The sequence below is a fragment of the Vibrio sp. JC009 genome, from assembly GCF_029016485.1.
Lineage (GTDB): Bacteria > Pseudomonadota > Gammaproteobacteria > Enterobacterales > Vibrionaceae > Vibrio.
Genome location: NZ_CP092106.1, coordinates 2,645,249 through 2,665,497, shown reverse-complemented (window position 1 = coordinate 2,665,497; position 20,249 = coordinate 2,645,249). Strand labels below are relative to the sequence as shown.

Sequence of the window (20,249 nt, the reverse complement as noted above, 5' to 3'; positions counted from 1 at the left end):
TAATTTTACTGATGAGAGAAAAGTCCATTTAATTTATTCTTCCCGATACGATTTCACCAAAGGAAACGCTCTGTTAGCTCATCCCAATTTTAGTGCAGGAGTATCTCCATCATCTTGTATCAGACAGTAATTATAGTACAAAAACTTCCACGGCTTGGCTTTGGCCTGACATTAGGAAAAACTAATCCGTAGGTAGATTTCGTCCTCTGAGTCTGGGGCGCTAATTAGATGGTACGCCCCTCCATTCCACTAAACTCGATAGCGGCGTTTTTCAAGTCAGTTGTCACTACTTGCTTAATTCTTAAGCAGCTTCTCTTTCTGGATTCAAGTGAACCTCTCCGATCGGTTCACAGTTCCTGATCTTTCCTGACCAGCGCTCTGGTCTTTTCTGTCGATGTTCCATCAGCACCTTTGATCTATGCTCCAGGATCTCTTTATCTTTTCCGCTGTGACGTTCTGATGGGGTCACATAGTTTATGCGGCTATGTTTGTGCTCTGTGTTATACCAGCTAACGAATGCCTCAACCCACTCACGGCATATTTCAAGACTACCGAAGCCTTTTGATGGCCAGTTTGGCACGTACTTCAGTGTACGGAACAGTGACTCCACATATGGATTATCATCACTGACGCGTGGTCGGCTATAGGACGAGATAATTCCCAGCTCTTCCATTTTGGCCTTGAACGTCAACGACTTCATTGGTGCGCCATTGTCTGAATGCAGAACCAGATGCTGATTAAAGCACTGCTCCCGCATCATCGTACGTTGTAGTAACTGGGATGCCAGCTCTCCACACTCTCGATCATAGACTTCGTAGCCCACAATCTTTCTGCTATAAACGTCTTCTATCACGTACAGGTAATAATGTTGACCACGCACTCCTGACGGCATGAAAGTAATGTCCCAGGTAAAAACCTGATTCGGCCCAGTTGCGGTGTAACTGGTTGGTTTTGATGTCTTTTTGCGACTACGCTGGCGACCTCTACGACTTAGCTGACCTTCAGCATTCAGAACGCGATAAAAGCTTGCTTCAGAAGCGATATATTGACCTTTATCCAGCAACGTTGGAACGATCTGGCTTGGTGGCAGGCTCGCGTATTCAGGAGCGTTGCAGATCTCTATGATCATTTGCCGCTCTTGCTCTGAGAGCTTGTTTACAGGCTCTGGCCGTAATGCTGTTGGTCTTTTATCTTCCAGAACTTTACCGCTCTGATACCAGCGGCGGTAAGTTCGTAAATCGATTTCAGCTTCGTTGCATGCGTTTTCTAACCTACAACCGTTCTGACGAGCCTCATGGATCAGACCAATTAGGTTTTGCTTTTCATCAGGTGAGGTTAGTCGTCCTCTGGTTCTTCCCCGTAAAAGGCCCTCAGCTTTTTTCTAAGCACCAATAATGCTGCGGTTTCAGCTAAAGCTTTCTCTTTATGGCGGAGCTCTTTCTTAAGCTCCTTAATTTCCCTTTTATCGGCTTTAGCCTGTTTTTTGGCTTCTGCTTCTCGTTCTTTTTGGGACATAAAGCCCTGCATACACTCGCCGCGCCACTCTTTGATCTGCTCTGGGTAAAGACCTTTCTCACGACAATACTGGCTCAACTCATTCTCTGTCATGGAGAAGGTTTCAGCGACTACGGCTAACTTAGTTTGAGCTGACCACTGGTCGGAAGAAGTATTACTGTCTGGCACAACGGCTCCTGATTCTCTTAATGCTTTCTTCCAATTGTACAGGGTTGCTTCATGGATTCCTTCTTCTTTTGCCACTTCCGCCACTGACCGAGAATATGGAGGTAACAACTTCTTTAATACGGCTTCTCTTCTTTCCTGTGAATAACGAGTCACTCTTTGCTCTATTACCGCCCCTAACTGGTTCTCATCCAGAAAGGATAACATATTGAAATATTTGAAAAATGTAGGATAAAAAGAAGGAAAACTCCGATAAATTTACTATGGTTAATAGTGCTAACTCATTGACTAGATTAAAAAAACCGGAGTTTAGGATGCGTGAAACACACAACCCACAAATCAGTATATTCGAATTTTACGGTGAGCACGAGACCGGCCAGCAATTAAAAAATATATCTGAGAGATTGGACGCCATTCCCGCGATATTAGATATCGCAACCAATGCTATTTTTACTTCCGGGGCAAAGCAAACCGGACGCAAAGGGCTGACTGTTGATACCATTGTCAGAGCGGCATTGCTCAAACAAATGATGGGATTAACCTATGACGAACTCAGCTTCTATTTACAGGACTCATTAAGTTACAGCTCTTTTGCCAGAGTTGATTCATCCATACGTTATTCCGGCTCCTGCTTACAATCCTGTATTAGCAAAATTAATGCAGCAAGTTGGGAAGCGATTAATCGTCTGCTGCTTAGTGATGCGGCAGCAAAAGGAATTGAAAAAGGCAGAATGGTTCGAATTGACAGCACGGTAACTGAAACTCATATCTCCCCACCCAGTGACAGCAACCTTCTCTGGGACTGTGTTCGTGTCATGGTTCGTCTGCTCCGGAAAATGGCCTCCGTGCTGGAACCGGGAGCCGTTACATTTTGTGACCGGACCCGGGCAGCTAAACGGCGCATGAAAGCCATCGCCTATTCCAGAGGAAGTAACAGAGTAAAGCAATACAAACGGTTGATTGCTAATACTAAAGAGACCCGTGACTATTTGTACATGGCACTTAACCCCAAAAGCCAACTACGGGAATCCTTTCAATTTATACAACTGGAAGAAGAAGCTAAAGCACTCCTGGAGCTCACGGAAAAAGTGATTAGCCAAACCCAAAGAAGGGTGTTTAATGGCGAATCCGTTCCTCATCAGGAGAAGGTACTCAGCATCTTCGAGCCTCATACTGATATCATCAGAAAAGGCTCCAGAGAAACTCAATATGGGCACAAGCTAAACCTGACGACAGGTAAGAGTGGCCTGGTGTTAGATGTTTATATTGAAGAAGGTAATCCGGCAGATGCCTCGAGATTATGTCCTATGCTGGAAAGGCAAAAGGAAATATACGGCAGGGCCCCAAGACAGACTGCTGCCGATGGCGGGTATGCCAGTCAGGATAATCTTACGAAGGCTAAGGAAATGGGGGTTAAGGATGTCGCCTTCAATAAAAAACGCGGCCTGAAGGTTGAAGACATGGTGAAAAGCGACTGGGTGTACAAAAAGCTTTATAAGTTTAGGGCAGGTGTTGAAGGAAACATCTCTTGCCTGAAACGTCGCTTCGGACTGTCGAGGTGCAACTGGAAAGGTCTGGAGAAGTTCAAGGCCTATGTCTGGGCTTCAAGTGTGGCATATAACCTCTTGCAACTCGCGCGGATAGAAACCGCCAACTGACCTTATCCTGCCAAAAGGAAATACACGCCAGTCACTACGATGGCAGGGCTTTTAATGTTTGCGTTTTGACTAATTGCTCAATAAGAGCAAAAAATATCGTGATCGCACAGTTCGTGTGCGCAATCACCATACATTAGGCTTCGGAAAAGTAGCAACCAGAGCTAGATCAATGGAACAAGTGCTTAAAATCTGCTGTTTCTGGATGAGAACTAACTGGTTAAATTTTAACAGTGACAACTAGTACTCCGACACATAAGTTCTGACATATTGAGCCTACGCTATTTCTTTCGTAGTTTGGCGTAGGCTTTGGTGAACTTTTCTCGTGCTGCTTCTATGTCAAACTGCCAGTTGATAGAAGCTTTTTCCTGATTCCTTCGCGTTTCCCACGCATCCAGTTCATTGCGTAATTTCTCCCATGTCGGGATCCTTTGATTCAGACATTGTCTGTTCATGACCCCTATTTCAATTTCCACTTTATTCAGCCAACTGGCATGCTTAGGGGTATAGTGAAATTCCAATTGGCTCAGAAGCCTCCGGGCCTCTGCTGGTTCAAATGCCTTATAGAGTGAAGCCTCTGTATGCGTGCCAAAGTTGTCCATCACGACATGAATTTTCTTAGCTTCAGGGTAGTGGATATCCACCAACTCCTTCATACATTGTGCAAAGTCCTCAGCCTTTTTATTTTCTGTTTCTTTGACTTTTCTCCACCCTCGGTGACAGTCATAAAACATGAACAGATTAGCCACCGCCACTCGCTTGTATTCATAGTCTTCTCTCGGAGGTTGCCCTGACTTAGCCTGAGTTGATGGCTTAATATCTGCCACCAATTGTTTCATCGCCTCATCAAAGTTGATTAGTGGTTCATCGGGAATAGCTGGACGACTGTACAAGTCAAGCACATGCTCCATGCGGGCAATATATTCGGCATTCATATCACCAACGCACCACATCTTTTTCTGCCAGGGTTTCAAATCGTTGCTCTTGAGCTGCCTTCGAATCGTCTCAACTGATATCGATTCTCCTTCCACCAAGGCCATAAATTCATCGGCGATTAGGTTTAATGTCCACCGGCCACAACCTTCTGGTGGCTCACTACAGGCAATGGCCGTCAACAATGCATCACTGACAGCATCGAGCTTGCGCGGGCAACCTGTTCTTCTTCCTTCATTCAAAGCTTCAGGCAAACCCTCTTCGACAAATCGTTTCTTGGTCCGGTAAATGGTTGATGTACTGATATGAAGCAGTTCGACAATGTCTTTGTCTTGCTTGCCGTCATCGGCAAGTAATAACAGTTGGGCTCTTTTGAGTTTTCTGGCGCTTTCCTTACCTTTTGACGTGAGTTTTATTAACGTATCTCGTTCTTCATTACTCAGCTCTACAACGTATTTGACATTCATGGCACAATCTCGGTATTGATAACCACCATACTTGATCACAAAAGGCTTGCTGTGTCGATCCCTGACCCTGAAAATTACTCATTTACGGAAAAAGAACGAAAATATCTGACTTATATTCTCGAGTACACACGATTGAGAGGGATCCCGCCAGCCTTCGCTGATATCCAGGCTTACTTCAAAGTCACAGCTCCTACAGTGAATCAAATGATAAAAAATCTGGAAAAGAAAAAGTGGATAATTAAGTCCCCCGGTGTTGCCCGAAGTCTTTTTGTTAATGTTCCGGCTGAACTATTATTATCGCTACCGGAGCCGCCGGATATTCCGTACACGGAGAAACAAGGTCAATATCTGGCTTTTATTCATCAATACACCAAGATTCGTGGCTTTCCTCCGGCTTATGCCGAAATGGAGCACTACTTTAAAGTAACCGCTCCCACTGTTAATCAGATGATTAAAAACCTGGAGAAAAAAGGGCTTATTGAAAAACAGCCGCGTAAACCGCGAAGTATTCGGGTGACTTTGCCTGACTCCCAGATACCGGTTATTTAATTATGCAGCTTTAGTGCACCAAAGAGGTGAGACACCACCTTGGTGTACTAAATTCAATCGATCATAACTTCTGTGTTTAGGTACTAGTCTGCCAGATAGGGATTTTGTTAATTTATATAACAAAAGGGTTAGCTCGGTGCTTTTAGTTCGTTCAGAGTTTTTTCTTTGAGGGATTTATATCGCTTCTCTATCGCTGAACTTGTCGTATTGCTTAAGTTGGAGACAAAATTCCATGCGGTTGTTTTATTTGGTAGCTCGTCTACTTCTCTGAAAAAACTTGTGAAGGTTTCATAAAGGGTTAGGTCATCGATTTTTTTGCAGCCGTATCTCTTAAAAAGAAACATATCTAAAAGTTTGATCAGCTCTGAGTCAGATACAGCTCGTGGTCGCCCTTGTCCAATCTTTGTAGATGTTGTTAAACCTAAAGCTTCGGCTACTCTTCTGGCGCACTCTCTTTTTATACGTTCGGCTTTTGCTGGCGGTACTGATTCAGCTTTTTCTAGTGTTTCCTGAACATCCAGCAAAAATAATAAGCGGGTTTGAGTGTTCCGTTTGACTTCTTTTCTATCAAAAATATCAGCGCAAACTTTGTCTACTTTCTGTTTGGGGGTATGTCCAGAAGCTATTTTTAAGTCAAACCAGCTATGAATATCATATCGTAAGTCATTCATCAGCCCACCACCTTTAAGCCTTTAAAGCCTGTCATTGATAGACTGCCTTGTGACGCCTGTTCAATGTGACCGCTCCACCAGCGCATCATAGGTATGCGGCGTTCTAGGTAATCAGTTCGGTTATATGCGGCTCTGACTTCGTTACCGTCAACATGTGCTAGTGCTGCCTCTACTAGATCAGACTCAAAACCTTGCTGATTGAGTGTGGTAGATGCGAGAGAGCGTAAACCGTGACTTACTAAGCGACCAGCAAAGCCCATACGTTTTAGAGCCATGTTAGCGGTTTGGCTGTCGCTTGGCTTCTTTGGGTCTGAGGCTGAGGCAAAAACAAAAGCTGAATATCCGTTAATTGCTTTCATCACTTCCAATAAACCCAATACTTGATCGGTTAGTGGTATTCGATGTTCTCTGCGCTTTTTCATGCGCTTGGCTGGAATCGTCCATACTTTCGCTTTGAGGTCAAACTCACTCCACTCTGCTGCTGCCGCTTCACTTGGTCGAGTCATAGTGTGTAGCTGAAACTCTATTAGGCATCGAGTTGTTCGCTTTATGCTGGCGTTTGCAATTGCCCCCATCAGTTCGGGTAGTTCTGCCGGGGTAAGGGCTTTCATGTGTTCTTTCTTCGGTTTCTTGAAAACCTTACGGATACCAGAAAGGGGGTTAGCATGAATAAAGCCGTGGTTTACAGCGTAATCCATAACCTCATTAAGACGCTGAGAGAGCCGCTTAATTGTTTCTAGGCTGCCTTTTGCTTCAATAGGTCGCATTATCTCAATTGTGTCTGGTGCTGTGATCTGGCTGATAGGTGTATCGGCTAGATGGGGGAATATGTGAAGTTCAAAAGAACGCCAAATATCTGTAGCGTAATCGGGTGTTACTTCGGGCTTTTTCATTTCAAACCATTTCACCGCAATATTTTTAAACGTGTGTTCGTATAGGGCTTGGTGCTCTTGTTTAGCTTGTTCTTTTTTTTCTTTTGGGTCGATACCTAGAGCGACTTGTTCATTGTGAGAGATCGTGAGTTTGCGAGCATCTTTTAAGCCTAAAGCTGGATAAGAGCCTAGAGCCATTTTGCTGATTTTGTTGGTGTGTGGGTGTCTGTATCTGAATTGCCATGATTTCGAGCCATTGGGACGGACTCGAAGCTGTAATCCGTCACCATCGGATAAGGTGTATTCCTTGCCTGTTGTTGGTGTTTGCTTGATAACTTTATCGGTTAGACCTTTAGATTTTGCCATTTCCATTACCCCATAAATTTACTTCCTCAAGGTAAGGGTAACGCTAGGGGTAATATAAAAGCAAGTCGGGGTAATACGGCATTAGACGCAAAAAGACGATAACTTATTGATTTTTGGTTGTTGCTGGCACAAAAAAAGACGCCCTTGGACGTCTTTAGATGTTGAATTGGTGGAGCTGGCGGGAGTTGAACCCGCGTCCGAAAACCATTCATCTTTGGTACTACATGCTTAGTCGATCTTTAATTTCACCACCCACCTGCGAACCGACACGCGAATGAATGACTATCCTGAATTAGAATTCGCCGTTCATCTCTCAGGCGGGAGAATCCGGGCTAGCGCGTTTGGGTTTGATCTCTCGTAATTCCCCGTCTTACGTGCGGAAGCTAGGGCGAGAGAGCTCTGAGCAGGTTATTAAGCTGCTAGTGCGTAGTTTTCGTCGTTTGCGACTATTTTTTTGCGGCTTTTTACGTGGCCAACCGCCCCACGGCATGCACCTCAGACTGCAAAATTCCCGTCGAATCCTAGATCAGCCCCTGAGGTAGAACGAGCATAGTACCAGAAAACGTTACACTGTCTAGCACTTGCAGGTTCAGTTGATTAAGTTTAGCGCAATTTGCTCTTCATAATACGAGCTTTATCGCGTGCCCAATCTTTCTCTTTCATATCAGTACGTTTGTCGTGAAGCTTTTTACCCTTAGCAACACCGATCTTGATTTTTACCCAAGAGCGGGACCAGTACAGAGAAAGCGCGGTGAGTGTCATACCTTCACGGTTAACACGGCCAAACAGATTGTCCAGCTCTCTTCTATTTAATAATAGCTTACGAACGCGCGTTGGGTTAGCCACAACATGTGTTGATGCCTGGTTTAGAGGCGTGATAGTAATGCCACTGACAAAGGCTTCACCGTCTCTGATATAAACGTAGCTTTCAGCAATATTGGCTTTGCCCTGGCGCAGGGATTTTACTTCCCAACCCTGTAGCTCAAGACCTGCTTCAACTTCGTCTTCGATAAAATATTCGTGACGGGCTTTTTTGTTCAGTGCGATGGTATTGCTACCAGCTTTGGTTTTTGATTTTTTCTTTGCCATAATGGCCTCATTATACGGATCGTCCCCTTATTGGGAAATCCTTATTTTTCGGTTAGTTTTAGAAAAACGCTTTTTTCGTCACAAGATTACCAATGCTTACGGGAATGATTTGTTCGTAGTTGCACTGGTTTAGTAATACAGAGAGTAAGTATGCCTCAAGTTCGACGTTCAGCACTGGTCTCCTTCAGCGCTGAGCAGATGTATGATTTAGTTAACGATGTGTCACGCTATCCTGAATTTTTACCAGGTTGTTCCGGCTCAAAGATCATTGAGTCGGATCCGGAGAAAATGGTCGCTTCTGTGGATGTATCTAAAGCTGGAATACGCAAAACCTTTACCACTTCAAATACTCTGGTTTCAGGGAAGGAGATAATGATGGAGCTGGTGGACGGTCCATTTAAGTCTCTGAAAGGGGGCTGGTACTTTACCGAACTTGATGAGCAGGCGTGCAAAGTAGAACTTAAGCTGGATTTTGAGTTCTCCAGCAAACTGGTGGAAGTGGCCTTTGGTAAGGTGTTTTCTGAATTAACTAATAACATGGTGAGTGCCTTCACCAAAAGAGCGAAGCAGGTGTATTAATGAATATCGAGTCTGACATGATTCATGTAGAAGTAGTTTATGCTTTGCCACATGAGCAGCGAGTGATTACTGAGGCGGTAGATAAGTCTCAGACGGTGGAAGAGATCATCAAGCAATCGGGTGTACTGGAGATGTACCCTGAGATAGATCTGGCAAAGAATAAAGTGGGCGTGTTCGGCCGCAACGTTAAATTGAACGCGACTGTGCGTGACCGAGACAGAATTGAGATCTACAGGGCATTGCTTGCTGACCCCAAAGAAATCAGGCGCAAGCGGGCTGAGCAGGCAAAAGCTTCCGGAAAAGCGGACCCTGTTACAGGTGGTAAGCCAAACGAGCTAAGAAAGAAATAGATAAAAGAAGAGCTGGCATGTGGCCAGCTCTTCTACAATTAGTAGTGGACTCTTTCGAAGAAGCCTTCACCTGTCGGGAAGTCGCCGTCGATGTTCAGCAGACTGCCATCGTCACTGAAATAAACGAACAGGTTCTTCTGGATAGAATCTTTGTGTCCTTGAGTATGGTGATAAATATAGTACCAGGTATTTGGGTACCCATTCTCAACCAGCATAGGTGAGCCTAAAACATAGCGAACCTGCTCTTTGCTCATGCCAAACTTAAGCTGATCGACCGCTTGCTGTTCAACATAATTACCCTGATTGATGTCGATTCGGTATACAAGCTTCTCCGCTACAGAGCAACCTGTCATCATCGTTACCGCTAGTGGGATGACGGCTAACCACTTTTTCAACTGCATAACTGAAATTTCTTAATCTGTGTATTTCAAAAATCTTGGCTGATGATAAACAAGCTCAGCCAAGATGTAAAAGGGACTTTATTGGTACTTTTAACTCAGACAGCAGATTTCAGATTTAGTTTCATTAAGCGGCCAGCAGTTCTTTGGCGTTTGCCAGTGTGGTTTCGGTAATCTGGCTTCCGCCCAGTAGTCTTGCCAGTTCAGATACGCGCTGGTCTTCATTCAGAGTACGCATCTGGGTTTCTGTTTTGCCAGCCTTTGTCTGCTTAGCGACAAATAGCTGTTGGTGGCCGCAACCGGCAACCTGAGGCAGGTGAGTCACACAAAGCACCTGAGTGGATTCGCCAAGTGTTCTCAGCATTTTGCCAACCACTGCCGCTGTCGGGCCACTGATGCCCACATCCACTTCATCAAAAATCAGGCTTGGTGTATCAACTTTCTGAGCCGTGATTACCTGAATGGCCAGAGAAATACGCGAAAGCTCACCGCCAGAGGCTACTTTTGCAATTGGCTGCATTGGCTGGCCTGGGTTAGTGGACACAAGGAAAGTGATCTGATCGATACCCAGCGGAGAGGCGTGTTTTTCATCACTGGCGATATCAATGCTGAACTTGGCTTTTTCCATGCTCAGTTCATGCATGCTTTTACTGATCAGCTTATCCAGTTCTCTTCCGTAGCGTCGGCGAGATTTACTGAGTTTTTCTGCACTGGAAAGGAATTTCTCTTTTTTCTTATCCACTTCTTCAGCCAGAGCATCCAGTTTTTCATCCGAGCAGTCCAACTCTTCAATCTGCTTAAGCAGATCCTGGTGGTGAGCATAAAGCTCTTCAGGCATGACGTGGTGTTTACGGGAGATAGACATGACTTTAGAGAAGCGCTCTTCAACAAAGGCCATTCTTTCCGGATCAACATCAATGGAGTCCAGATAGCTGCGAAGTTCGTTGTTGGTCTCTTCAATCTGGATAATAGCTTCATCCAGCATAGCCGGCAGTGAGGCTAGCTGAGAATCAAGTTCGGCCAGTTGAATCAGTGACGAGGAGGCTGTCTGAAGAATGCTAAGGGCATTGACCTCTTCGCCTTCATAAATAAGCTCAATTGCTTGCTGGCAGTTGGTCGCCAGTTCGCCGCTGTTAGCCAGCTTTTTATGTTCTTGCTCAAGTTCAATAAATTCATTCTCTTCAAGGGCAAGCTCATTAAGCTCTTTGATCTGGTATTCAAGAAGCTGCTTTTGTGCTTCGTTTTCAGCACTGTTCTGACGCAGCTCTTTTAGCTTGTTCTGAGCCTGACGCCAGGTCTGGTAGTGCTGTTGAGATTTGTTAATAAGCTCGCCATGGCCTGCATACTGATCAAGCATGGAAAGTTGATATTCACTCTTCATCAACTGGTGGTGAGCGTGCTGTCCATGGATATTGATTAACTTCTGACCCAGTGATTTTAGCTGGGAAAGCGGAACAGGACTTCCGTTGATAAAGGCTCTGGAGCGGCCGTCCTTGGTGATAATACGGCGAAGTATGCACTCACTACCATCTAGCAGTTCGTTGTCTTCCAGCCAGCGGGTAGCGTTAACATTGTTATCCAGTAAAAAGGCTGCGCAGACTTCGGTTTTATCTTCTCCCTGACGGACCATACTTGCTTCGGCGCGACCGCCAAGGCAAAGGCCTAATGCGTCAATGGCGATAGACTTACCGGCACCGGTTTCACCGGTGATGGTTGTCATGCCCTTTGAAAGTTCAAGTTGCAGCGATTTAACAATAGCAAAATTATTAACACTTAAATGAGCCAGCATTTTGAATACCTGTATAACCAAACATTACTGTATAAGAGAACAGTATATACTGTTTCTTTATACAGTAAAGTCATACGGGTGACTTTTTTATGAACAGTTCATTAATGTGAGTTAAAACAACTTACTCGACCAGCCTAGTTTGTTTCTCAGAACGTGATAGTAGCTGTAATCTTCCGGGTGGATCAGTTTTAACACATTGGGGCTTTGGTAAATCACGATCTCATCTGAAGGTGAAACCGGAAGCGATATCTGACCGTCACAACTGACTTCCTGAGTACCTCTGTTATCCGGAGAAACAGAGAGTTTGACCTTTTTGTTTCCATCAACAACTAAAGGCCTGCTGGAAAGAGTATGTGGGAACATAGGAACAATAGAAATCGCATTCAGGCTCGGTGACAGAATAGGGCCGCCACCAGACAATGAATAAGCCGTTGAACCCGTCGGGGTAGAAATAATCAGACCGTCAGAGCGTTGGGAGAAGGCAAAGGAGTCGTCAATATAGACTTCAAATTCAATCATATGAGCGATTTTACCCGGGTGGAGAACCACTTCGTTCAGTGCGGCGCTGTGACTTTTCTGTTTTCCGTGGCGATACACTTCGGCTTCAAGAAGGAATCGCTCTTCGGTCAGGTAGTGCCCGTCCAGCACTTTTTTCAGCGCTTGCTGGAAATCTTCCGGGTTCAGGTCGGTCAGAAAGCCCAGGTTTCCGCGGTTAACGCCGATGACGCTGATATCAAAACGGGAAAGCACACGGGCTGCACCCAGCATGTTACCGTCACCGCCAACCACTATCGCAAGATCGGCCTGCTCACCGATATTGACCAAAGAAGTAAAATTTTCGTTATCAATATCTTCAAGAATATCGATCAGGCGATCATCAATTAAGGTGGTGTAGCCCTGTGATTGAAGCCAGCAAAAGAGCTCTTTGTGGGTTTGTACTGCCTTGTGATTGCGGGGTTTACCGATTATGCCGATAACGTTGAAAGGCTTATTCATGCCGATGATCCAATTACTTATTTAGAGCAATGAGAGATTAACACGCTCAGATGCTTGATTCCGAATTATCTATCCCCATAATAAGGGCAAGTTGAACAATTTAGCGAGCAATTTATCCCGTTAATGTGGAAAAGTGTCAGTTGCTTGCTTTGAACATAGAATTCCGAAGTCTGGAGATATCATGAGTAACGAAGAAAATAAGGTAAATGAAGAAGAACTGAAGCAGGAAACTGTTGAGCAGGAAGAAGCTCAGGAAGAAGTGGAAGCTGTAGGTTCTGACGCTGATATCGATTGGAATGAAGAAGGTGATGCGCAGGATGAGCAGGAAGCTAAGATTGCTCAGCTGGAAGCTGCACTGCTTTCAAGCGAAGCTAAAGTAAAAGAGCAGCAGGACTCTGTTCTTCGTGCAAAAGCGGAAGTGGATAACATGCGTCGTCGCACTGAGCAGGAAATTGACAAGGCTCGTAAATACGCGCTTAACAAGTTTGCTGAAGAACTGCTGCCGGTCATCGATAACCTTGAGCGTGCTATTAGCCACGCAGATATGGAAAACGAAGCGGTTAAGCCAGTGGTTGAAGGTGTGGAACTGACTCACAAAACGTTTATCGATACCGTTGCTAAATTCGGCCTTAAAGAGATTAACCCTGAAGGTCAGCCATTTAACCCTGAATTCCATCAGGCAATGTCTATTCAGGAAAGCGAAGATTTTGAACCAAACACGGTTATGTTCGTAATGCAGAAAGGTTACGAGCTGAATGGTCGTGTTGTTCGCCCTGCAATGGTTATGGTTTCTAAGTAACAGATACCAGACAACTGAGTTTTGAAAGGCTGCTGTTTAGTGGCCTTTTTTTATTTGTGTCGAAAAATTCTGGCAAAAATTTCCATTTTTCCCTTGAAAACCCATTCACTGACCTTATTTAAGGTGCATACACAAAGAAACATTAATGTGAGTGGGGTTGAATCCCGATTCACAGCCCCCATCTAGGGGGTAACAGAAATGAATTAACTGAATTCTCGGAGATAACCTGATGGGTAAAATCATTGGTATTGACTTAGGTACTACTAACTCATGTGTTGCTGTACTTGACGGCGACGCACCACGCGTAATCGAAAATGCTGAAGGTGAGCGTACCACAGCATCTGTTATCGCTTATACAGACGGCGAAACGCTAGTTGGTCAGCCTGCGAAACGTCAAGCGGTAACCAACCCACAAAACACTCTATTCGCTATTAAGCGTCTTATCGGTCGTCGTTTTGAAGACGAAGAAGTTCAGCGTGATATCGAAATCATGCCTTTCAACATTGTTAAGGCTGACAACGGTGACGCTTGGGTTGAAGCACAAGGCCAGAAAATGGCGGCTCCTCAGGTTTCTGCTGAAGTTCTTAAGAAGATGAAGAAAACAGCTGAAGACTTCCTTGGCGAAGAAGTAACTGGCGCAGTAATCACTGTTCCTGCTTACTTTAACGATGCTCAGCGTCAGGCAACTAAAGATGCCGGCCGTATCGCAGGTCTTGAAGTTAAGCGTATCATCAACGAACCAACAGCGGCTGCACTGGCTTACGGTCTGGACAAATCAGGCGGTGATCGCACTATCGCTGTTTACGACCTTGGTGGTGGTACTTTCGATATCTCTATCATCGAAATCGACGAAGTTGAAGGCGAGAAGACTTTCGAAGTACTTGCTACAAACGGTGACACTCACCTTGGTGGTGAAGACTTTGATAACCGTCTGATCAACTACCTTGTAGACGAGTTCAAATCAGAGCAGGGCATCGATCTTAAGAACGATCCTCTTGCAATGCAGCGTGTTAAAGAAGCAGCAGAAAAAGCGAAAATCGAGCTTTCTTCTACTCAGCAGACTGACGTAAACCTACCTTACGTTACTGCGGATGCGACTGGTCCTAAGCACATGAACATCAAAGTAACTCGTGCAAAACTTGAAGCACTTGTTGAAGACCTTGTTCAGCGTTCTCTTGAGCCTCTAAAAGTTGCTCTTGCGGATTCAGACCTGTCTGTAAGCGACATCACTGACGTTATTCTTGTTGGTGGTCAGACTCGTATGCCAATGGTTCAGGCTAAAGTTGCTGAGTTCTTCGGTAAAGAAGCTCGCCGTGACGTTAACCCTGATGAAGCTGTAGCTATGGGTGCTGCGGTACAGGGTGGTGTTCTTGCTGGTGACGTTAAAGACGTACTTCTTCTTGACGTAACTCCACTGTCTCTTGGTATCGAGACTATGGGTGGCGTGATGACTAAGCTGGTTGAGAAGAACACAACTATCCCGACGAAAGCGAACCAGGTGTTCTCTACAGCAGAAGACAACCAGAGCGCGGTAACTATCCACGTTCTACAGGGTGAGCGTAAGCAGGCTATGTACAACAAGTCTCTTGGTCAGTTCAACCTTGAAGGTATCCAGCCAGCACCTCGCGGCATGCCTCAAATCGAAGTAACATTCGACCTTGATGCGGACGGTATCCTGCACGTATCTGCAAAAGACAAGCAGACTGGTAAAGAGCAGAAGATCACTATCCAGGCATCTGGCGGTCTGAGCGATGATGATATCGAGAAGATGGTACAAGAAGCAGAAGCTAACAAAGAAGCGGACAAGAAGTTCGAAGAGTTAGTAACTGCACGTAACCAGGCTGATCAGATGATTCACGGTACTCGTAAGCAAATGGAAGAAGCGGGTGACGCTCTGCCAGCAGACGAGAAAGAGAAGATCGAAGCAGCAATCAAAGAACTTGAAGAAGCGAAGAACGGCGACGACAAAGAAGCTATCGACGCTAAAGTTCAGGCTCTGATGACTGCAGCTCAGAAGCTGATGGAAATCGCTCAGCAGCAGGCTCAGGCACAGCAAGCAGCTGGCGGCGCTGAAGCTGGTGCAGAACAGCAGTCTCAAGACGATGACGTTGTAGACGCTGAGTTCGAAGAAGTTAAGGATGACGAGAAGAAGTAATTAACTTCTTGTGCCGTAAGGCATAATCCTTAAGTAAAATTCATTGCGGGCGTCGGGTTTTTCCTTTCGCCCGCAAGTTTGTAGATGAGATTGAGTGAATCGATCTAGGTGATGTTGGAAAGAAGGCCCTGGGCCCTGGGACGGACTCCGTCCTATTAGGCCCTAGGAATGGAGTCTTTTTCCCCAGGGCCCAGGGCCTAGAAACCCAGGGCCCAATCCCCAAAATCCCCAAGATCGATTTAGTTAACAAAGACATGGCACTTCGCCATAAGCAATAAACGGTAATTAAACACATGTCAAAACGTGATTTTTACGAAGTATTAGGCGTAAGCCGCGATGCATCAGAGCGTGATATTAAGAAGGCGTATAAGCGTCTTGCGATGAAATTCCACCCGGACAGAAATCAGGGTGATGAAGGTGCTGCGGAAAAGTTTAAAGAAGTAAAAGAAGCGTATGAAGTTCTGACCGATGCTCAGAAGAAGGCGGCTTATGACCAGTATGGTCACGCGGCATTCGAACAGGGTGGCATGGGCGGCGGTGGCGGCTTTGGTGGCGCTGGTGCTGATTTCGGTGACATCTTTGGTGATGTGTTCGGTGATATTTTCGGTGGCGGCCGTCGTGGTGGCGGTGGTCAGGCGCGTGCTCAGCGTGGTGCGGACCTTCGCTACAACATGGACCTTTCTCTGGAAGAAGCGGTTCGTGGCTGTGAAAAAGAGATTGAAGTACCGACACTGGTCGAGTGTGACGTTTGTCATGGCTCAGGTGCTAAGAAAGGCTCTAAGGCTGAAACCTGTCCTACCTGTCATGGCCATGGTCAGGTTCAGATGCGTCAGGGTTTCTTTGCTGTTCAGCAAACCTGTCCGACTTGTAGCGGTAAAGGCAAGATCATTAAAGACCCATGTACAGCATGCCATGGTCAGGGTCGTAAGCAGAAGACTAAGACACTTAACGTTAAGATACCGGCAGGTGTAGATACAGGTGACCGTATTCGTCTTTCAGGTGAAGGCGAAGCCGGAGAAATGGGCGCACCAGCAGGTGACCTGTACGTTCAGGTTCATGTTCGCGAGCACCACATCTTCGAACGTGACGGCAACAACCTTTACTGTGAAGTCCCGGTAAGCTTTGCAATGGCAGCTCTGGGCGGTGAAGTAGAAGTACCAACACTTGACGGGCGTGTAAGCCTGAAAGTGCCAAACGAGACACAAACCGGTCGTATGTTCCGTATGCGAGGCAAAGGCGTAAAAGGCGTTCGTGGCGGCGGTATCGGTGACCTGATCGTGAAGCTGGTTGTAGAAACCCCGGTGAAGCTAAGCTCGCGTCAGAAAGAACTTCTAAGAGAATTTGAAGAAAGCTGTGGTGGTGATGCTGCGATTAAGCATAGTCCTAAGTCGGAAGGGTTCTTTAAGGGTGTTAAGAAGTTTTTTGATGATCTGACTAGTTAAAATTAAGGGGATGGGGCTAGGGGACGGACTTCGTCCTTAAGGGTTATAGGGAAAAGCTAAAAAAGCTTGACATCATGTGCAGTCGAATCAAATCTTGCATAACCCCATAACCCCATAACCCCATAACCCCATAACCCCATAACCCCATAACCCCATAACCCCATAACCCCATAACCCCATAACCCCATAACCCCATAACCCCATAATCCCATAGCCCCATAGCCCCATTACCAACACCCCTCCGGCCCCATCCCCCCATCCGATCTAACCTCCAACCGAGGACAACTATCTTCAACCTGCTGCTCTCTTGCGTTAGCAATAAGCACATACCCACCAGACTCAGTCAGCGGTTCAATGCTAAAAGCAAACCTCCCCTGTTCAGTCTGGCAATTTAAGCTTGAAGCGCAGTAACTTCCGGACTCGTAAATCAGGTCAAAGTTGTAGCCGTTGGTGAAGGCGGGGTTTGTTCTGTCGAAGGTCTGTTCCAGTTCCATCTGAATTTTTAACAGATCTGATTTGGCGGCTGTTCTGTGGGCTTTGAGTCCATGCTTGCTATAGGAGGGGTAACCCATTACAGCGAGGCATCCGACAATAACCAGCACAACCAATAGTTCGATCAATGTCATTCCGGTTATCCGGGGACTATATGGATTACATCTATTTTTTCCGACCATTTCCAACACCTTTTGCTAACTTTCCCGGCATTTTCAGAAATAGCTAGAATCGCTTCAACAGGGTTTGGTTGGTGACAGATGAGTAAAACAAAAAATTGGGAAATGGTTCAGGGATTTACCTTGATAGAACTGATTATTGCACTTGTTATTGTTAGTACACTCGTAACCACGGCCGGGCTGAATATTTCACCGGTTTATCAGAGCTATCAGATAAAACAAGTCGCCACTGAATTAAGTGGTTTTTTCTATCAGGCCAGATCGGAAGCAGTGAAGAGGCATAAGGAGCTTTTTATTCATATCACTCAGGCTGGGTCTGAAGAGGGTCGTTGGGAGCTGGCTCTTTATGAAACAGAAGAGGGAGGCTCGCCACCAATTCTGTATGCCTCCGGAGATCAGGTTTTTCTTTCGGCCAATATCGGCAGCAGCTTTTCCGGCTCTCAAAATGTTATCAGACTGGACAGAATTCATGGTAATCCGGTAGGAAACGGTAACCTTACTTTCTTTCATAAATCGTCGCCGGGTCGGCAGATGAGGCTTGTATATTATGGTGTTGTAGGTCGGATAAGGATTTGTTCAGTGGAGGAAGCGCGCTATGGCTATCCGGTATGCTAATTCCCGGCTTTCTGCCAGAAAGGAACAAGGCGGTTTTTCTCTGGTAGAGCTGCTGGTGGCATCAACTCTTGGTCTGCTGATTCTGGCAAGTGTCGGCACTGTTTTTATATCGGGTCAGAAACTGGCGGCTAATAATGCCAGGCATATTCTTCTTACCCGTACCCTGTATCAGACTTTGAACTTCCTGCAGAGAGATATAAGACGGGCAGGCTATAACTCAGAAAATGGTACTGCTTTGACTGTGTCCGGTCAGGTTCTACATAATCAGGATGATAGACTTAGTTATGCCTATCGCATCAATCCACAAGGGGAGGTAGATAGGTATCAGCTGGTTTCACTACGGGGAGATCTATCGCAGAAAAAACTCCGGCTTTGCTCGAAGAGCATTTCGGCTTTGTCTCAGTTGAGTCTTCAGGAGTGCCAGCCAAGAAATCACATTTCACTGTTTGATGAAAACAGTGTCCTGCTGACCGGCTTTTCTATATTGCCAACCGCACCGGGATTGTTGACGGTAACTATGACGGTTCAACTGAAAGATTTCCCGCAACTAACCGAGACCAAAACCTTAACCCTTGCAGTGAGAAATAACCCATGACAAAAAAACAGTCAGGTATGGCGATTCTGCTTACCACCAGTTTGCTGTTAACCGCCGCTCTGGCACTGACGATGGTCAGTTATAAAGGGGTATTTTTTCAGATCAAACTTACCCAGAATCACCTTCAGTCAAGCCGTGAGTTCTGGATAGCAGAAGCCGGGCTGGAGTGCGCCTTTGGCGCATTAAAGACTGGCCGTGCCATTGTGGATATTTCCGAAGGCTGCCGGTTGGAAGAGGCGCTTTTTGTGACCCTGACAGAGCTTGAGGAAGATAGATACCGAATATTTAGCCGTTACCTTGATACCCAGATCTGTCGGTCTGTTCAGGCAGAACGCAATACAGGGCAGATTGTGGACTGGAGTTGGATCGAGGGGAGCTGGAATGACTTCTAACATGCGGGGATTCAGTCTGATTGAAGTCTTAATTGCCATGTTTGTACTTTCGGTGGGCGTTATGGGGCTGATCCGGCTTCAGATGTATGCTGAGCACAGCTCGGAAAACTCTGCTAACAGGTTTCAGGCACTGTTTATTGCAGAAAACAGGCTTGAGCAGTTTAAAGGTTTTTCTCAACCCGGCGGGACAGGAACGCTAAGGTTTCAGGATATAACCAGCGCAGAAGAGCGTATTGATGAGACCTTTAAATTACAGGTCCGGGTTAACAATTTGACCGCTCAGCCCTGGCAGGAGTTTGCTGGTGGTGTTTACGCCAAGCGTATTCAGATTGAGGTGTATTGGGAAGACAGGCGAGGGGAGACCAAACAGGTCGCACTCCAGACTCTGATTAGCCGCTTTAACTGAGCCTTGCATCTTAAAATCACTTGGGTATAGTCGCTTTTTTATTTACAGGTGTAGCGGTTGTGACTCAGAACTTCTCTAAACAGGACGAGATATTTATGCGCAGGGCAATTGAGCTTGCGCACCAGGCTGAACTGGAAGGTGAAGTGCCGGTGGGTGCCGTTCTGGTTAAGGATGATGAAATCCTTGCTGAAGGCTGGAACCGTTCTATCGGTGAGCATGACGCAACGGCGCACGCAGAAATCCAGGTGCTGAGAAAAGCCGGACAGCAACTGAATAACTACCGCCTTCTTGATACCACACTATATGTTACTTTAGAGCCATGCCCCATGTGCGCCGGCGCTTTGCTGCACAGCAGAGTGAAGCGCATTGTGTTTGGTGCGCCGGATCTGAAAGCGGGCGCTGCCGGAACAGTGCTTAATCTTTTCGAAACTCAGGCGGCTTATCACTATGCAACCATAGAGTCGGGGCTATTGGAACAAGAGTGCCGTGCTCAGCTTCAGGCTTTTTTTAAAAGAAGAAGAAAAGAGAAGAAAGAGGAGAGGGACAGATTACGCAGTTTGTCTTCTGAGCCGGAAGATAAGGGCAAATAACCTGATTGCTACTCACCCAGACCGGTTTTGATGCAGATTAGCTGAACGTCTCTAACTGAACATAAGTCCGGTTACGCCAGATAATCTTCTTTTTATTGTTTGCCAGCATTCTTTTTCGGCGGTTTGCTGAGGCAGTCTTTGTTGTCGACTTTGAAGCGGTACGTCTTTTAGAGAACATAATTGTACTCCT

Annotated in this window: 22 protein-coding genes and 1 other RNA gene; 12 read left to right on the top strand and 11 right to left on the bottom strand. The window is 45.9% G+C overall.

The window, feature by feature from the left end:
- Positions 1-301: 301 nt before the first annotated feature.
- Positions 302-1,836 (bottom strand): IS3 family transposase gene (locus L3Q72_RS11820; protein WP_275132103.1). Its coding sequence is split into 2 segments (ribosomal slippage): positions 302-1,383 and positions 1,383-1,836, totalling 1,536 coding nucleotides; the frame shifts between segments, so codons are not numbered across the junction.
- Positions 1,837-1,994: 158 nt separating this feature from the next.
- Between L3Q72_RS11820 and L3Q72_RS11815 the strand changes: the two genes are divergently transcribed.
- A complete protein-coding gene (locus L3Q72_RS11815) occupies positions 1,995-3,338 on the top strand; it encodes an ISNCY family transposase (protein WP_275130150.1) in 1,344 nt (447 codons plus the stop codon).
- Positions 3,339-3,616: 278 nt separating this feature from the next.
- Here the strand turns inward: L3Q72_RS11815 and L3Q72_RS11810 are convergent, their stop codons facing one another.
- Positions 3,617-4,735 carry an IS630 family transposase gene (locus tag L3Q72_RS11810; protein WP_275130149.1) on the bottom strand — a complete coding sequence of 373 codons (1,119 nt, stop codon included), beginning with the start codon at positions 4,733-4,735 and terminating at the stop codon, positions 3,617-3,619.
- A gap of 204 nt (positions 4,736-4,939) precedes the next feature.
- On the opposite strand from L3Q72_RS11810, the gene L3Q72_RS11805 reads away from it, so the two are divergent.
- Positions 4,940-5,284, top strand: coding sequence for a hypothetical protein (locus L3Q72_RS11805; protein WP_275130148.1), 345 nt, complete (start codon positions 4,940-4,942; stop codon positions 5,282-5,284).
- A 128-nt stretch (positions 5,285-5,412) separates the two neighbouring features.
- Here L3Q72_RS11805 and L3Q72_RS11800 read toward each other — a convergent pair whose 3' ends face one another.
- From L3Q72_RS11800 to smpB, 4 genes are all read right to left on the bottom strand, one after another.
- Complete coding sequence (locus L3Q72_RS11800) at positions 5,413-5,955, bottom strand: hypothetical protein (RefSeq protein ID WP_275130147.1); 543 nt, start codon at positions 5,953-5,955, stop codon at positions 5,413-5,415.
- Positions 5,955-7,193: an integrase domain-containing protein gene (locus tag L3Q72_RS11795; protein WP_275130146.1), complete on the bottom strand. Its 1,239-nt coding sequence runs from the start codon at positions 7,191-7,193 to the stop codon at positions 5,955-5,957. Before L3Q72_RS11795 ends, L3Q72_RS11800 begins: the two co-directional genes overlap by 1 nt.
- A 167-nt stretch (positions 7,194-7,360) precedes the next feature.
- Positions 7,361-7,727: a transfer-messenger RNA gene (gene ssrA / locus L3Q72_RS11790) on the bottom strand.
- Between the two features lie 69 nt (positions 7,728-7,796).
- Positions 7,797-8,282, bottom strand: coding sequence for an SsrA-binding protein SmpB (gene smpB, locus L3Q72_RS11785; protein WP_275130145.1), 486 nt, complete (start codon positions 8,280-8,282; stop codon positions 7,797-7,799).
- 150 nt (positions 8,283-8,432) lie between these two features.
- Between smpB and L3Q72_RS11780 the strand changes: the two genes are divergently transcribed.
- Positions 8,433-8,861, top strand: coding sequence for an SRPBCC family protein (locus L3Q72_RS11780; protein WP_275130144.1), 429 nt, complete (start codon positions 8,433-8,435; stop codon positions 8,859-8,861).
- Positions 8,861-9,211 carry an RnfH family protein gene (locus tag L3Q72_RS11775; protein WP_275130143.1) on the top strand — a complete coding sequence of 117 codons (351 nt, stop codon included), beginning with the start codon at positions 8,861-8,863 and terminating at the stop codon, positions 9,209-9,211. Before L3Q72_RS11780 ends, L3Q72_RS11775 begins: the two co-directional genes overlap by 1 nt.
- Positions 9,212-9,249: 38 nt before the next feature.
- On the opposite strand, the gene bamE is transcribed toward L3Q72_RS11775, so the two are convergent.
- The 3 genes from bamE to nadK form a co-directional block, all read right to left on the bottom strand.
- Positions 9,250-9,612 carry an outer membrane protein assembly factor BamE gene (bamE, locus tag L3Q72_RS11770; RefSeq protein ID WP_275130142.1) on the bottom strand — a complete coding sequence of 121 codons (363 nt, stop codon included), beginning with the start codon at positions 9,610-9,612 and terminating at the stop codon, positions 9,250-9,252.
- A gap of 124 nt (positions 9,613-9,736) precedes the next feature.
- Positions 9,737-11,398 (bottom strand): DNA repair protein RecN, encoded by a 1,662-nt coding sequence (gene recN, locus L3Q72_RS11765; protein ID WP_275130141.1) that lies wholly within the window; start codon positions 11,396-11,398, stop codon positions 9,737-9,739.
- Between the two features lie 111 nt (positions 11,399-11,509).
- Positions 11,510-12,394: an NAD(+) kinase gene (gene nadK, locus L3Q72_RS11760; protein WP_275130140.1), complete on the bottom strand. Its 885-nt coding sequence runs from the start codon at positions 12,392-12,394 to the stop codon at positions 11,510-11,512.
- 181 nt (positions 12,395-12,575) lie between these two features.
- Here nadK and grpE point away from each other — a divergent pair, with 181 nt between their 5' ends.
- From grpE to dnaJ, 3 genes are all read left to right on the top strand, one after another.
- Positions 12,576-13,193 (top strand): nucleotide exchange factor GrpE, encoded by a 618-nt coding sequence (gene grpE, locus L3Q72_RS11755; RefSeq protein WP_275130139.1) that lies wholly within the window; start codon positions 12,576-12,578, stop codon positions 13,191-13,193.
- Positions 13,194-13,422: 229 nt separating this feature from the next.
- Entirely contained in the window at positions 13,423-15,348 is a 1,926-nt protein-coding gene (gene dnaK / locus L3Q72_RS11750) for a molecular chaperone DnaK (protein ID WP_275130138.1), read from the top strand.
- A gap of 293 nt (positions 15,349-15,641) precedes the next feature.
- The gene (dnaJ, locus tag L3Q72_RS11745) at positions 15,642-16,790 is read left to right on the top strand and encodes a molecular chaperone DnaJ (RefSeq protein ID WP_275130137.1); all 1,149 of its coding nucleotides are present in this window, start codon (positions 15,642-15,644) and stop codon (positions 16,788-16,790) included.
- Positions 16,791-17,017: 227 nt separating this feature from the next.
- Here the strand turns inward: dnaJ and L3Q72_RS11740 are convergent, their stop codons facing one another.
- Complete coding sequence (locus L3Q72_RS11740; protein ID WP_275130136.1) at positions 17,018-17,416, bottom strand: type IV pilin protein; 399 nt, start codon at positions 17,414-17,416, stop codon at positions 17,018-17,020.
- 126 nt (positions 17,417-17,542) lie between these two features.
- On the opposite strand from L3Q72_RS11740, the gene L3Q72_RS11735 reads away from it, so the two are divergent.
- Genes L3Q72_RS11735 through tadA form a run of 5 tightly spaced genes read left to right on the top strand, consistent with a single transcriptional unit; the run spans position 17,543 to position 20,059 of the window.
- Positions 17,543-18,076 (top strand): GspH/FimT family pseudopilin, encoded by a 534-nt coding sequence (locus L3Q72_RS11735; protein ID WP_275130135.1) that lies wholly within the window; start codon positions 17,543-17,545, stop codon positions 18,074-18,076.
- The gene (locus tag L3Q72_RS11730) at positions 18,057-18,671 is read left to right on the top strand and encodes a prepilin-type N-terminal cleavage/methylation domain-containing protein (protein ID WP_275130134.1); all 615 of its coding nucleotides are present in this window, start codon (positions 18,057-18,059) and stop codon (positions 18,669-18,671) included. Before L3Q72_RS11735 ends, L3Q72_RS11730 begins: the two co-directional genes overlap by 20 nt.
- The gene (locus L3Q72_RS11725; protein ID WP_275130133.1) at positions 18,668-19,063 is read left to right on the top strand and encodes a hypothetical protein; all 396 of its coding nucleotides are present in this window, start codon (positions 18,668-18,670) and stop codon (positions 19,061-19,063) included. Before L3Q72_RS11730 ends, L3Q72_RS11725 begins: the two co-directional genes overlap by 4 nt.
- Positions 19,053-19,469: a prepilin-type N-terminal cleavage/methylation domain-containing protein gene (locus tag L3Q72_RS11720; protein WP_275130132.1), complete on the top strand. Its 417-nt coding sequence runs from the start codon at positions 19,053-19,055 to the stop codon at positions 19,467-19,469. The genes L3Q72_RS11725 and L3Q72_RS11720 overlap by 11 nt, the downstream gene beginning before the upstream one ends.
- Before the next feature lie 59 nt (positions 19,470-19,528).
- On the top strand, positions 19,529-20,059 hold the full coding sequence (gene tadA, locus L3Q72_RS11715; protein ID WP_275130131.1) for a tRNA adenosine(34) deaminase TadA: 531 nt from the start codon (positions 19,529-19,531) through the stop codon (positions 20,057-20,059).
- Positions 20,060-20,096: 37 nt separating this feature from the next.
- Here the strand turns inward: tadA and L3Q72_RS11710 are convergent, their stop codons facing one another.
- Positions 20,097-20,237 carry a hypothetical protein gene (locus tag L3Q72_RS11710; RefSeq protein WP_275130130.1) on the bottom strand — a complete coding sequence of 47 codons (141 nt, stop codon included), beginning with the start codon at positions 20,235-20,237 and terminating at the stop codon, positions 20,097-20,099.
- Positions 20,238-20,249 lie beyond the last annotated feature (12 nt).